Origin of the sequence: Bacillus haimaensis (genome assembly GCF_048270625.1) — a bacterium.
Taxonomy (GTDB): domain Bacteria; phylum Bacillota; class Bacilli; order Bacillales; family Bacillaceae_I; genus Sutcliffiella_A; species Sutcliffiella_A haimaensis.
Map to the genome: position 1 here is coordinate 2705298 of NZ_CP158164.1, position 14086 is coordinate 2719383.

Below are 14086 nucleotides of genomic sequence, written 5' to 3' on the forward strand. Positions count from 1 at the left end.
TCCTCCTTATTATCTTGTAATCTATTAGTCTTCCAGCAAGCTATATGCTGGAAGTGTTAAAAACTCTGCAAACTCTTCGTCTTTTATCAGACTTTCAAACAGCTCGACAGCCTGATCCAATTTCACTTGTGTGTACCGTGATGGCCCCACTTTTGTTAAAATGGCCCGCTTCTCCTCTTGAATGAGTCCCTTTACAAGTTCAAGTGTTATTTTGGTCCCATCTTCCAAATTCGCCTCAGGATGCCTTACCCATTGCCATACCTGCGATCTTGAAATTTCTGCTGTTGCAGCGTCCTCCATCAGATGGAAAATGGGAACTGCTCCGTTTCCATCGAGCCACGCGGTGATGTACTCGATGCCGACATGGATATTTTTCCGTAAGCCCTCTTCGGTAATGGTGCCTTCTGGAAGTTCTACGAGTTCTGCTGCTTCCGTATGGACATCTTCCCTTTTGCGATCAATCTGATTGGGCCCCTTCATATGCTCATTGAATACTTCCATGGCAACCGGCACTAGCGCTGGATGCGCCACCCATGTGCCATCATGGCCATCCTTTACCTCACGAAGCTTATCCTCCCTCACCTTGGAAAAGGCAAGTTCATTCGCCTGTTCGTCGTTTTTGACAGGAATCTGTGCGGCCATCCCGCCGATAGCATGAGCGCCACGGTTATGGCAAGTTTTTATGACCAGCTGTGTATACGCTCTCATAAATGGCACCGCCATGGTCACCTGGCTTCTATCCGGAAGCAGGAACGCAGGAGCGTGACGGAACTTTTTGATGAAGCTGAAGATATAATCCCATCTGCCACAGTTCAGTCCGGCAGCATGCTCCCTTAGCTCATAAAGGATTTCATCCATCTCAAAAGCTGCCGTGATCGTTTCGATCAGCACCGTGGCCTTGATGGTCCCCTGTGGGATTCCCAGCTCCTGTTGCGCAAATATAAACACATCATTCCAAAGCCTTGCCTCATGGTGGTTTTCGAGTTTCGGCAAGTAAAAATAAGGTCCGCTTCCGTTTTCAAGAAGCTGCTTTACATTATGGTAAAAATACAGTCCGAAGTCGAAGAGACTGGCTGATACAGGCTCCTTGTTCAGAAGTACGTGCTTTTCTTCGAGATGCCAGCCTCTGGGACGGACAAGTAATGTTGCAATCTCATCGTTAAGCTTGTATAGCTTGCCATTTGATGCCTCAAAATCAATGCTTCTGAAGTTTGCGTCTCTTAGATTGATTTGGCCATCCATGATATTGGACCAGGTAGGTGATGTTGCATCCTCAAAGTCTGCCATGAACACTCTTGCACCTGAATTCAGCGCATGGATGATCATTTTCCTATCCACCGGCCCGGTAATTTCCACTCTTCTATCCTGTAAATCTTGTGGGACTGGGTTGACCTGCCAATCACCGTTTCTGATATGTGCAGTTGATTCAAGGAAATCCAATTTTGTTCCTTGATCGAGTTTCTTCTGTTTTTGCACTCTTTTTTGAAGAAGCTCTTTTCTCCGAGGATTGAATGTTGTCTGCAGCTTTTCAATAAAAGTAAGTGCGTCCTGTGTTAATACAGTTTCATAGCCTTTTTTCCATTCCCCTGTAACCCTAATGCCTGATGTGTCTATGTTCACGCTTCTTGCAACCTCCTTTGTTATGAAACAGTTAATATATTTGTATTGTATTATATAACAGAATGTTCAAAAAAATAAAGCCCTTTTTTGGATTTGTTTAGTAATTTTTTTCGACAAGGTGAATTCCACACAAACACCGCTGTTGATTTCCTCACTAGGCGCAGCGACCCAAGGGGCGTTTGTGGAGCCTCCTCGGCTGCGCCTGTGGGGTCTCAGCTAAACGCTTCCTCCTGCAGGAGTCTTCGCCTATTGCTCCAATCAACAGCTAGATTCATAAAAATCAATTCCATTGTTTTTTGACCCATCAAAAAAAGAGGCAATAGGTTTCCCTACTCCTCTTCTTTCAAGAATTCTTCAAGATAGGCGATGCGGTCGACCATCGGTGGATGGGTATATCTCAGGAATTTTACAAGTGCCGGCGGATGGACTTCACTGAGGCTGGATCTGGTTATCTCCTGAAATGCGCCGATAGCAGCCTCCGCATCACCAGTCAGTTCGATGGCATAGACATCCGCCGTATGCTCCTGGTGCCGTGACACTGCATTGGTGATGGGGCTTGCAAGAAACAGAACAAGGGATAACAGGAGCAGCAGCAAAGGCAAAGAGGCCAGCTGTCCCAAACGCGTAATCTTGATTGCCTCCCCCCACCTGCGGATCACTCTGACTGCACACCAGTGAATCAGATAAAAGGCAAAAAAGGAGAATACAATATAGCCAGTGATACCGATCACCACATGGTTCATGACGAAGTGTCCCATTTCATGTGCCATGATGAACAGGATTTCCTCCTCTTTGAGGCGCGTCAATAACGTGTCCCATAAAACAATGCGTGAATTTCCTCCGACACCTGTTACATAGGCATTGATGCTATTTGTCTTTTCCGACATATTCACTTCATAAACCCTGTCCGCTGCAATATCCGATTCTGCAGCAAGCCCAAGGATTTTCTCTTCCAATTCCTTGTCCTGAAGCTCGGTGAAGTCGTTGTACAATGGATCGATGACAACGGGCTGTATGTACATGAGGAAGAAAACAAACGGAATGAACAACGCCCAGGCTGCCACCCACCACCTTTTCTCGAAGCGCCGTATCAGATAATAGAGGACCGCCACCACGAGCCACATGATGAAAATCCCTTCCCAGAAGCCGACCACCTGATCCCGCATCCAGCCGGTAAAGGGTTGAACCGTGATATCATAGCTTTTCGAAAGACTGAACCGGAGATAACCGAGCGGAAAGCTTGCGAGAGTGACAAAGAGCGTCAGCCAGAATACATAGATGCCGCCTTGGAGCCAAGCGTATTTTGTCACCTTCTCCGACCAGGACTGGATAGCCCGCGCACCTCCAAGCAGGATCAACAGGAAGTAAAGCACCCAATCAAACGGCAAGGATAGAAAATACATCATATTGCGTATCTTGGAGTATTCCTCTACGAGCAGCATTTCCTTGCTTGAGAGAAACGTCCTCGGATCCGCCTTCGTTCCCATCAGATCTGCCGGCAGGGAAGTATCCGCACCAAACCAGAGATAATAGGCCATCACAAGCGCATATAGGACGTACCCTGCTATTGTTCCAATAAGAATTTTTTTCAAGAACGCACCTCCCCACTTCCATACTATTCTATTGCCGAAATGGCTGTTTTATTAGTCTGTACAAAAAAACACACATAGAGACATGTGTGCTTTACAGAAAGGCTTTCCTATCATACTATCAACTCACCACCCATGAATATACACTCAGAGCGGCAATTGCACTGATGACAACCAAGATCACATTCGCCCCTAGATAGGCAACAACCAAGGCCACCGCACCGCCGATCACCCCGTACAAGATATCTTCATTGATGAGAAAAATCCCTGGAACGATCAGTGCTCCAAGTGTTGCATACGGAACATTTTTCAACACCGCTTGCACAAAAGGAGGAAGCTCTTTCCCCTGAAACATGACAAATGGGATAAGACGAGGCAGATAGGTAACCACCGCCATGCCGACAATCATGATGACAATCATATTATTCATGGTCCTTCTCCCCCTCTTCTACACCACTTCGAAAAATAATTTCCACTCCAACTGCACTGACTAGCGTGGCCAACACAATGGACCATCCTGGTGCAATGCCGAGGACAATGGCGAATGCCGTATTCAACATCGCAGCAATCCCCGCCAGGACAACGACTTTTCGATGCTTTTTAAAGGACGGGACAAGCAAGCCGACAAACATCGCATACAGGGCCACTGCCATGCTTTCCTGCAGGGAATCAGGCAGGCTGCTTCCGATGGCATGGCCGATCCCGGAACTCACGACCCAGCTGGAATAGGAGATGAAAATCACTCCAAACATATAACCTGTCCTGATGGTTCCTTCTTTTGTCGCTGTGACAGAAAACGTTTCATCTGTAATGCCAAATGAATAGAGTGACTTCTTCCAAAGCTTATCTTCCTCGACCTTCTCATTAAGTGAAGCACTCATCAGAAAATGGCGGATGTTCAGGATAAAGGTGGTCATGACAATCTCAAACACTCCTGACCCCAGGACTATCATATTCAAACTCATATACTGTGCCGCTCCTGCAAAAACAAGGAGACTCATCATAACTGTTTCCGTTACTGTCAGCCCTGCCGATTTCGCCAGCAAACCAAATGTAATCGCAATCGGAACATAACCGATCGCGATACTGACACCTGCCTGCAGACCGTTCCGGAAGGATGAATTGTTTCTTGTTGCAATAGTCGTTGCCACGCCGCATTTCCCCTATACCTGTCAATTTTATTAACTATTAATATACTAATTGTCAGGAGGGATTGTAAAGAGTATTTCGAAAATCGTAATAGATCAATAAAAGAGTGCCCTCATACGAGAGCACCCTTCCTTATTTCCCTTTAAATTCCGGCGCCCGTTTCTCCCCGAACGCCACCAATGCTTCCACCCTGTCTTCGGTCGGAATGATAACTTCATAGGCTTTGCGTTCGATCTGCAAGCCTGTCTGCATATCGACACCCATCCCTTGCCTGATGGCAAATTTGGCCTGTTGAAGCGCAACAGGACCATTTTTCAGCATTTCATGAGCAAGCTCCATGGCTCCGCCGAGTACTTGGGAGCTTTCGTCTACGAGTCTCGTGATCAAACCAAAGCCGTTCGCCTCTTCTCCTGTAAAACGTCTTGCAGTCAGGATTAGCTCCATTGCCTTCGCTTCCCCTATGATTCGCGGGAGACGCTGCGTGCCGCCTGCTCCCGGGATGATGGCAAGGCTCGTTTCCGTCAGTCCCATTTTCACATCGCGGGCCGTGACACGGAAATCACATGCCAAAAGAAGCTCCATCCCGCCTCCGAATGCATAGCCGTTGATCGCGGCAATCGTCGGCTGCGGCAGGTCGGCGATGCGGTTGAACACATCCCCGATCTTATACACATTGCGCCGGACCTGTTGCTCGGTCAGGCCTCTTCTTTCCTTCAGATCAGCACCGACACTAAATGACTTTTCCCCGGCTGCCGTCACAACGACAACCCGTACCTCCGTGTTCGTACGTAGTTCTTCTGCCACAAGGCCAAGCTCCACCAGCATATCGTAATTAAACGCGTTCATCGCATCAGGGCGATTAAGCGTGACAGTCGCAATATAGTTCTTTACTTCCACCTGTATAAAATTCATGTCTGTTCCCTCCTCGAGATTGTTAGCGGTTACAAAATTCGCTATTTTTATAGATTCTCTAAGGAGTCCAAATATCCTCTTATACTCCCAGCTTTTCTTTCAGAGCTCTTCTAAGTATCTTCCCCGTCGTATTCTTTGGCAGCTCCTCCAAAAACTCAATGGAGGATGGAACCTTATACTTCGCCAAACGTTCAGCACAATAAGCGAGCAGCTCCACTTCCGCCACCGGTCGATCTGTCACGACGAAACACTTTACCGCTTCACCGAGCTCGGGGTCAGGCACCCCAACAACTGCCACTTCCACCACATTTTCATGGCTGTACAGCACTTCCTCGACTTCACGTGGGTACACATTGTAGCCGCCGACGATGATCATGTCCTTTTTGCGGTCGACGATGTAGAAATAGCCTTCGTCATCCATTGTGGCAAGGTCACCGGTATAGAGCCAGTTATCTCGGATGGCGTGTGCCGTTTCTTCCGGCATCTTGTAATAGCCCTTCATGACATTCGGCCCGCGTACCACAAGCTCTCCCACTTCACCAGGAGCAACCTCTTCCCCCAGTTCGTTTACGACCTTGTTCTCCACGTTCACGATTGTCGTACCGATACTACCTGGTTTTCTTGGCTTATCCAATGGGTTGAAGCATGTAACAGGTGACGCTTCGGATAGTCCATAGCCTTCAGAGATGATGACCTGGTATTTCTTTTCGAAATTCTGCAAGAGTGCAACAGGCATGGAAGCACCGCCACTGATGCAAAGTCGCAGTGATTTTAGATCCTCCACATCGCCCTGGGATTGCAAGAGGAAGTTGTACATCGTCGGCACTCCGGCAAACACGGTTGCTTCGTATTTTTTCACAGTTTCAAAAATTGCCTGCGGGCTGAACCTCGGCACAATGATCACGGTTGCACCATTCATCAACGGGGCATTCAGCGCCACCGTCAAACAGAAGACATGGAACATCGGCAAGGTTGCCACGACCTTATCACTGTCATTCATTTTCAGGAAGTCAGCTGCATCCTTGGCGTTTCGGTACAAATTCTTATGTGTCAGCATCGCACCCTTTGGCTTTCCGGTCGTTCCGGATGTATAAAGGATCACTGCCACATCATCATCCTGAAGTTCCGGACCCTCATAAGTAAAGGTTCCGTTCGCCATAATGCTTGTAAACGATTTCATTTTAGGGAATAGGGAAAGCTGTTCAACCGGGAAGCTCTTCGCTTTTTCCTTTCCATCCGGTGTTTCGCAAATGATGTAGGTTTCTGTGTCTGGTAAATAATTATGAAGCTTTTCAAAAAGTGGGACAAGAAGGTCTAAGGTGATGACAGCCTTTACATCGCCGTCTCTTAATATGTAGCCCAGTTCATCTGGTGTGTAGATGGGATTGATTGGAACGACCGTTGCTCCTAGGCGTGCGGCACCGTATAAGCCGACAACAAAATACGGAGAGTTGCCTACCACAAGTGCGATATGGTCACCCCTTTTGATGCCAATTGCTTCAAGTCCTGAAGCGAAGGCATTGATTGCAGCATTCAGTTCCGCATATGTTTTGGAATCCCCTTCAAAAACATATGCCTCTTTCATCGGGTTCGTTTTAGCCGTCAGTGCTAATTGTGACGAAATATTCATTTGTTTCATCTCCCCTATAGTTTATTGAATGAATGACCATTCATTTATCTCCCACTAACAATTATAGTAGATTGCTAGAGTTCTGTCATTAAATTATGTCTATAAAATTAAAATATTCAGATAAGATATTTCGCTATAGAAAAAAACGTGAAGCCGACTGCCCCACGTTCCCAAAATTAGTATATTAGATCAAGTAATTCTTCACGTGTTATATTACCGAAATAATGTTTCACATCTACTGTTTCGATCGCTTGGGCTATTTCAGCTTTCTCATATTTGACGCCAATGAGCAGCTCTTCTATTTCACTGACATCCCCGACACCAAAGAAGTCCCCGTAGATTTTGCAGTTTTCGATTTTCCCTTTTGTCACATCAAGGCGGATATCAATCTGTCCGACCGGGAACCGGTGTGAATGCTGCAGGTTGAACTTGGGTGATTTTCCATAGTTCCAGTCCCAGTTCTGATAGCGTTCCTTCGATAGCTCATGGATGTTCTTCCAATCCTCTTCCGTCAGTTCATATTGAGGAACATCCTTCGTCTTGAAAATCGCTTCCAATAGTAGCTGGCGGAACTGCTCGATGGTGATATCCTCTTTCAGGAATTCCTTGATATTCGCCACACGGCTCCGGATCGACTTGATTCCCTTCGATTCGATCTTATCCTTTTTCACATTGAGTGCAGAGACAACATGCTCGATCTCGGAATCGAATAATAATGTCCCATGGCTGAACATGCGGCCCTTTGTGGAAAATTGCGCATTCCCTGAGATTTTGCGTCCCTCTGCCAGGATATCATTGCGTCCGCTCATCTCTGCATCCACACCTAGGCTCTTCAACGCCTCCACCACAGGTGCGGTGAACTTTTTGAAATTGTGGAAGCTCTCCCCGTCATCCTTTGTGATGAAACTGAAATTCAGGTTTCCATGGTCATGATATACCGCTCCACCGCCGGAAAGGCGCCGTACGACATGGATGCCATTATCCTCCACATATTTCGTATTGATCTCTTCCACACTGTTCTGATTCTTCCCGATGATGATGGAAGGCTCATTGATGTAGAACAATAGGTAGGTATCCTCGATATCAAGATTTTTCAGTGCGTACTCCTCGATAGCCAGATTGATCCTTGGATCGGTAATTCCCTTATTATCAATAAAAAGCATCATTTATTTTCCACTCTCCCACGTATATCCTTTATGTGCCAATGTGATTTCACCCTTATAGATGGAGGAAGCCTCCTCCACCAGCTGCTCGATGTTTCCGAAATGTGGCAGATGCGTAAGCAACAGCTTCGGAACAAAGGAATCCCTTGCCACTTTTGCAGCATCATGGCTGTTCATATGCCCTGCAGCCTGTCCATTCTGATGGGCATACAGGTTGCACTCGCATATCAAGAGGTCCGCGCCCCTAGTAAAAGGGATGAATGATTCCTGATAGCTCGTATCTGCGGTATAGACAAAAGAGCCCTTTTCGGTCGTGACCTTCATCGCATAGCATGGAACCGGATGGGTGGTCTTCATGAACTCTATGGAAAACGGCCCAATCTGAAGAGTCTGCGCGGGATCGTATGCCACACCCTTTGTATACTCCTTATGATCCAATGAGGCAAAACCCTGCATGTCCTCCTGATGACCATAGATCGGCAATTGTGTCACCGATTTGCCCATATAAAAGGAAATAAGTCTTGCAAACTGCAACGGCCCGATGTCTGCTACATGATCATGATGATAATGCGACAGGATGACGGCATCCAACTCTGTGACTTCTATGTAATTCTGGAGCTGTGCTAATACACCGCTTCCGCAATCAATCAGTAAACGAAAACCATCATGCTCGACCAAATACCCGCTTGTTGCACTATTTGCAGCCGGATATCCGCCCCAATACCCTACAACCGTAAGCTTCAAAGTCACATCACCCTTTACCTGTTTCTATTCAAAATAAGAATACCATACCCACACCCAATTTCCTATTTTACGCTTTGTATTAAAACAGTTGTTGACAGGACGAGCCCTGTTATAATACAATAACAACAAATAACAAAACGGAGGGTGATAACATGTTGATTAAAAGTACAGAATTTTTCAAAACCTTACCACCTAAAAAATGCGTAGAATGCAAAAAAACAATGGATGAGCAGCACGAATGCTACGGCAACCATTGCAACGAATGCATGTCCAACCAATTAAAATAGGAAACTACCAACAGGGTATCCTTATCGGCTACCCTGTTTTTATTGTCGTTACTTATATTTTTTATAGACTTTTACGATATTATTTGATTCTTCTTCTTTCATTTCTTCAATAAATTCCATGGATGACTTTTCTAAAATCTTTATGGATGGGATATTCTCCACATCAGCAATTGCTACAACTTCCTTTATTCCTTTTTCAGCTAGTGCAAACTCTATAAGCCCTTCTAGAACCTCGTGCCCGTACCCTCTTCCCCAAAATCTCTCCAAAATTCTATAACCAATCTCATTTTTCCCATAATCATTTTTTACTAGGGCACACGTTCCTAATAACCGTGCTTTATCTTTTACTTCAGTAACTGCCATTACAAGCAGGTCTGTATTTTCTTGTTCATAACTTTTAATAATCCTATTAAATTCTTGCATGTTTTCTTCTTCCATTTTCGCTCGGCCAATAATATACCTCATCACATTAATATTACCTTGCATTTCATGAAAAGCTTGAAAATCACTTTGCTCTAACCTTCTGATCTCTAGACGTTCCGTCCTGAAAAACATGGTATTCCTCCTAAAAACGTTCTGAAGAACTCCCTCTCTACAACTCTTGGTGATGATCAGCAATTCCGAAAGTCTTAATACTTTTTATAATATCAGGAGATTGCGCTGTCATTCAGTTTTATATCCTTGAATCGATAAAAGGGTTTCTAAATCCACTAAATCATAATTCCTTGCTTTCAATTCCAAAATCAATTTAGGTAAAGCTTTGGCAGTTTCAGTTTTTTCGGAATCGGAATGCATAAGAATGATATCTCCATTTCGAACATTTTCCATTACATTATTCACAATATTTTCTGATTCCTTCTGGGACCAATCAAGGGTATCAATGGACCAGAGTACAATGGAATACCCTTCTTCATCTGCAATATCCGCAACAAGTCCATTCGTTTCCCCATAAGGAGTTCGGAAGATTGCTGGCTCCCTTCCTATTACTTTCTTCACAGCGTTCCCGGCCATTTCAAGTTCAAGCCTTATTTTGTCCTCTGGCAAGGTAGTTAGATCCACATGATGGTAGCTATGGCTTAATACAAAATGCCCCTCCGAATAAGTTCTCTTCACAATATCAGGATGCTTCTCAACTTCACTCCCTAGATAGAAGAAACTTCCTTTCACATTATACTCTTTTAAAACATCCAAAATGGCAGGTGTTACGAAATTGTCCGGTCCGTCATCAAACGTGAGGGCAACCTTTTTCTTATTTGGGCCATTTATGTAGATATGGTCATAGTCTCTGGAAAATGAAACAATATCCTTCCGCCATTTTTGCATGTCTTTCCATGCCTTAGCAGATAGTTGATTTGATGTCCCTTTTATATCAAGGTGATAGTCTCTTTCCTCTTCGATCACAGACGCTTTTGCCCTTTCCCCATTAAACACAGACAAATGATCAACTCCTTCAGTCTGATTGGTTATTACCATTTTCAACTCAAGCTGATTTTCAAGTCTATAAACATAAATCCTTTCGTTTTCAAGCTCACGTATTTCCGAAGGTTTCCCCAACTTCTTTTCCATCATTTCCAAAGTGATTTCATGAAGATTTATTGCATAGGACCGGATATCAAAAATCTCCCCGTCATCGCTATATCCGATGGTAATCTGCTTCTCCGGGAAGCTGGCATATATTCCGTAGCCTGCCCGATCTACCTGCTCGGGTTTGCCCCATTCCTTTTCCACTTGGGCGATAGTTGTTTGCCATACGTCATATGAGCTTTCCTTGATCATTCCTTTTTGTGCCATGGCTAAGATTTCATCAAGTAGTATGGATGGATCGATCTCATTAATTGGTGAGGGTTCTTTTTCGACTGAAGGACTTTCTGCTTCATCAGGTGGAATTACCATTTCCCCTTTTTCACATGCCGACTGGGCGAAAATAAATAAACAAAGGAGGAAAATTAAGGAATTGGCTATTTTACGTTTCATCCGATACCGGACCTCCCTTCATTTCTTGGATTGATTTCTTTTAAAAACATTATATTCTCTTTTGGACTGACTCATCATAATATTGATGAATTCATGTAAGATTTAAAGGAGATGATAAGCATTTTCCTACATGTAATTCAATAAGAGAGTGGTAAAATAAGGAGTCACCCTTATTTCGAGTAAAGGAGTTTACATATTTTGACAAACGGACAAAAAAAGACGTTAAAGCCTTTTATAACACTTATTCTTTCCACGAACATACCCAAGCTGGCATTGACCCTCGGTTTAATCGGTAGCATATTGACGACCTTTGTCGGCCTTACCATCCCATTGTTGACCAAACAGCTTGTTGATGGGTTCTCAGTCGACTCCCTCAGTATCTGGCTCATCGTCGCCATCGGAGTCGTCTTTATTGTCCAGGCGCTGATTGACGGTTTTTCCACCTATCTTCTTGCATATGTCGGACAGAAAATCGTCTCACGGCTTCGTGAACTGATGTGGCACAAGCTGATCCGCCTCCCTGTGAGCTATTTTGACAAGCAGAAAAGCGGGGAATCAGTCAGCCGGGTCGTCAATGATACGGGAATAGTTAAGGATCTGATTTCTCAGCATTTCCCTCAGTTCATTACAGGTATCATCTCCATATTTGGTGCAATCATCATCTTGCTCATTATGGACTGGAAGATGACTCTTCTCATGCTTATATCTGTGCCCGTCACCACAATAATCATGATTCCTCTCGGCAGAAAAATGGCATCCATCTCCCGCGGACTTCAGGATGAAACCGCCCAGTTCACCGGAAGCATCCAGCAGACATTGAGCGAGATCCGCTTGATGAAGGCCTCCAATGCGGAAACGGCGGAAGCTGCGAAAGGGATTGACGGAATTGGCAGGCTTTTGACTTACGGTTTAAAGGAATCTCGTATTTTTGCCATGATCGGCCCTTTGATGTACTTGATCATCATGGCGGTCATTGTGGTCATCATCGGATATGGCGGTATTCGGGTGGCAGAGGGTTCCATGACCACCGGTGCCCTTGTCGCTTTCCTGCTTTATCTTTTCCAGATCATCTTTCCCATCACCTCCTTCACGATGTTCTTTACCCAGCTTCAAAAAGCGAAGGGTGCTACAGAACGGATCATCGATATTTTGAACCTGGAAGTCGAAGCGGGTCAGGAAGGATTGGCAATGGACATTTCCGATCTACCGCTGAGCGTGGAGGGAATATCTTTTTCCTATAATGATGGTGAGCCGATTTTAAGCCATGTTTCCTTTGAAGCCGAGCCTGGCACCATGGTGGCCTTCGCTGGTCCAAGCGGCGGAGGGAAGTCAACGATGTTCGGACTGCTGGAGCGATTCTATGAACCTACCTCCGGGGAAATCTATGTTGGAGACACACCCATCCATGATCTTTCCATGGAATCCTGGAGAAGCCAGATCGGCTATGTTTCCCAGGACAGTCCCATGATGGCTGGAAAAATCCGCGACAATCTGACGTACGGATTGAGTGATGCTTCAGAGATCCCTGATGATCGCTTATGGGAAGTGGCAAGGATGGCCTATGCCGACCAGTTCATAGCCGAGTTTCCAAAGGGCTTGGATACCGAAGTCGGTGAGCGTGGGGTCATGCTTTCCGGCGGACAGAGACAGCGGATTGCCATCGCCCGCGCATTCCTCCGAGATCCGAAAATATTGATGATGGACGAAGCGACGGCGAGCCTCGACAGCCAGTCTGAAAGCATCGTGCAGCAGGCACTGACGAGACTGATGGAAGGTCGCACCACCTTTGTGATCGCCCATCGATTGTCGACCATTGTGCATGCGGATAAGATTGTTTTTATTGAAAAAGGGCAAGTGACTGGTGTGGGTACTCATCAGGAACTGATTCGCAACCACGCCTTGTACCGGGAGTTTGCAGAGGTGCAGCTTGCTTAAAAATATTACCCGTTTAGGACTGGCTTTTATAAAGGCTGGTCCTTTTTTTATTGATAAGTGATATCTCTATGATTTTATTAACAATTAAAGTAAGGGATTTTTTTAAAACATAGTTGTACTTTCAAAAATTCGATATATTGTAAAACAAGATATATAGAACATAATTATATACGGGGGAATCGGAATGGCTCAGACAGTATTAAGAAAAGGCTCCAAAAAGAGAATTTTATTGAAGGTTTCAGGAATTCTTTTCATATTTCTTTTGCTTCTTTCTGCTATAGGGACTTATTCCTTAAATGCCTATATCAACGATAAAGCAGTACCTGTTAAAGATACTTTAATGTCTACAGGAGAATCAAAGAATCTATTGGCCATTTTTGCTCATCCTGACGATGAGATCATGGCTGCCGGGACTTTACACAAGCTTGCAGATGAAGGAGTAGAAATCACACTTTTATACTTAACTAAGGGGGAATCTGGACCTACAGGCGGTATTGTTTCGCAAGATGAATTAGGTGCCGAACGTGAAAAAGAAACAAAGAAAGTAGCGGAAATATTGAATGTGGAACACCTTGAAATACTTGATTATCCTGATGGTGGACTAGTTGAAGCTGATCATGCAGCCATAAAGAAAAGTATTACAGATATCATTAGGCAAACAGAGCCATCTACAGTTATTTCATTCGATGATACTGTTGGGCTATATGGACATGCGGATCATCTTCTTACAGGGAAACTTGTAAAAGAGATTTTACTAGAAGAGTCCTATGGCGTAGAGCGTTTCTATCAAATGACACTTCCACAACCTATGATCGATACTGCTTTGAAAATATCGAAAACCTTCCAGGAAAGATATCCCACTGATCCGGAAGATGGTCTGCCTCAACCAACAGTGGCAATAAAAATGGCATCTGAAGCAAGAGAAAAAATCTCCGTAGTTAAAGCCCATAAAACACAATGGGAGGTTACCGGAGATGTCCAGCCATTACATGATAAACTCCCTTACTGGATTTATTATCGGATTTTCAATCGTGAATATTTTGCCGAGGTGGAGTTGGATTAGATACTAAATACAAAAAAGCG

Annotated in this window: 13 protein-coding genes; 3 read left to right on the plus strand and 10 right to left on the minus strand. The window is 44.8% G+C overall.

Annotation, left to right across the window (positions count from 1 at the left end; all coding sequences use genetic code 11):
• Window positions 1-24 precede the first annotated feature (24 nt).
• The 8 genes from aceB to ABN702_RS13795 form a co-directional block, all read right to left on the minus strand.
• Entirely contained in the window at window positions 25-1620 is a 1596-nt protein-coding gene (aceB, locus tag ABN702_RS13760; RefSeq protein WP_417897391.1) for a malate synthase A, read from the minus strand.
• Window positions 1621-1949: 329 nt separating this feature from the next.
• Entirely contained in the window at window positions 1950-3212 is a 1263-nt protein-coding gene (locus ABN702_RS13765) for a M48 family metallopeptidase (protein WP_417897392.1), read from the minus strand.
• 118 nt (window positions 3213-3330) lie between these two features.
• Window positions 3331-3639, minus strand: a complete 309-nt coding sequence (locus tag ABN702_RS13770) for an AzlD domain-containing protein (protein WP_417897393.1) — start codon at window positions 3637-3639, stop codon at window positions 3331-3333.
• Complete coding sequence (locus tag ABN702_RS13775) at window positions 3632-4360, minus strand: AzlC family ABC transporter permease (RefSeq protein WP_417897394.1); 729 nt, start codon at window positions 4358-4360, stop codon at window positions 3632-3634. Before ABN702_RS13775 ends, ABN702_RS13770 begins: the two co-directional genes overlap by 8 nt.
• A 130-nt stretch (window positions 4361-4490) precedes the next feature.
• Window positions 4491-5270, minus strand: a complete 780-nt coding sequence (locus ABN702_RS13780; protein WP_417897395.1) for an enoyl-CoA hydratase-related protein — start codon at window positions 5268-5270, stop codon at window positions 4491-4493.
• A gap of 79 nt (window positions 5271-5349) precedes the next feature.
• Complete coding sequence (locus tag ABN702_RS13785) at window positions 5350-6900, minus strand: fatty acid--CoA ligase family protein (RefSeq protein WP_417897396.1); 1551 nt, start codon at window positions 6898-6900, stop codon at window positions 5350-5352.
• Between the two features lie 176 nt (window positions 6901-7076).
• Entirely contained in the window at window positions 7077-8063 is a 987-nt protein-coding gene (locus ABN702_RS13790) for a lipoate--protein ligase (protein WP_417900910.1), read from the minus strand.
• Between the two features lie 3 nt (window positions 8064-8066).
• Entirely contained in the window at window positions 8067-8807 is a 741-nt protein-coding gene (locus ABN702_RS13795; protein WP_417897397.1) for an MBL fold metallo-hydrolase, read from the minus strand.
• 152 nt (window positions 8808-8959) lie between these two features.
• On the opposite strand from ABN702_RS13795, the gene yhfH reads away from it, so the two are divergent.
• Complete coding sequence (yhfH, locus tag ABN702_RS13800) at window positions 8960-9094, plus strand: protein YhfH (RefSeq protein ID WP_204416747.1); 135 nt, start codon at window positions 8960-8962, stop codon at window positions 9092-9094.
• Window positions 9095-9142: 48 nt separating this feature from the next.
• Here the strand turns inward: yhfH and ABN702_RS13805 are convergent, their stop codons facing one another.
• On the minus strand, window positions 9143-9649 hold the full coding sequence (locus ABN702_RS13805) for a GNAT family N-acetyltransferase (protein ID WP_417897398.1): 507 nt from the start codon (window positions 9647-9649) through the stop codon (window positions 9143-9145).
• Between the two features lie 108 nt (window positions 9650-9757).
• Complete coding sequence (locus ABN702_RS13810; protein ID WP_417897399.1) at window positions 9758-11068, minus strand: polysaccharide deacetylase family protein; 1311 nt, start codon at window positions 11066-11068, stop codon at window positions 9758-9760.
• A 198-nt stretch (window positions 11069-11266) separates the two neighbouring features.
• On the opposite strand from ABN702_RS13810, the gene ABN702_RS13815 reads away from it, so the two are divergent.
• Together ABN702_RS13815 and ABN702_RS13820 are read left to right on the plus strand one after the other, a co-directional pair.
• Window positions 11267-13003, plus strand: a complete 1737-nt coding sequence (locus ABN702_RS13815) for an ABC transporter ATP-binding protein (RefSeq protein WP_417897400.1) — start codon at window positions 11267-11269, stop codon at window positions 13001-13003.
• A 184-nt stretch (window positions 13004-13187) separates the two neighbouring features.
• Entirely contained in the window at window positions 13188-14066 is an 879-nt protein-coding gene (locus ABN702_RS13820; protein WP_417897401.1) for a PIG-L deacetylase family protein, read from the plus strand.
• The last annotated feature ends 20 nt before the right edge of the window (window positions 14067-14086 follow it).

Bases quoted from the DNA above. Each gene is read 5' to 3' on its own strand.
- ABN702_RS13770 (WP_417897393.1), bottom strand. From the start codon at position 3,639: ATGAATAATATGATTGTCATCATGATTGTCGGCATGGCGGTGGTTACC.
- yhfH (WP_204416747.1), top strand. From the start codon at position 8,960: ATGTTGATTAAAAGTACAGAATTTTTCAAAACCTTACCACCTAAAAAA.
- ABN702_RS13805 (WP_417897398.1), bottom strand. From the start codon at position 9,649: ATGTTTTTCAGGACGGAACGTCTAGAGATCAGAAGGTTAGAGCAAAGT.
- ABN702_RS13785 (WP_417897396.1), bottom strand. From the start codon at position 6,900: ATGAATATTTCGTCACAATTAGCACTGACGGCTAAAACGAACCCGATG.
- ABN702_RS13810 (WP_417897399.1), bottom strand. From the start codon at position 11,068: ATGAAACGTAAAATAGCCAATTCCTTAATTTTCCTCCTTTGTTTATTT.
- ABN702_RS13780 (WP_417897395.1), bottom strand. From the start codon at position 5,270: ATGAATTTTATACAGGTGGAAGTAAAGAACTATATTGCGACTGTCACG.
- ABN702_RS13790 (WP_417900910.1), bottom strand. From the start codon at position 8,063: ATGCTTTTTATTGATAATAAGGGAATTACCGATCCAAGGATCAATCTG.
- ABN702_RS13820 (WP_417897401.1), top strand. From the start codon at position 13,188: ATGGCTCAGACAGTATTAAGAAAAGGCTCCAAAAAGAGAATTTTATTG.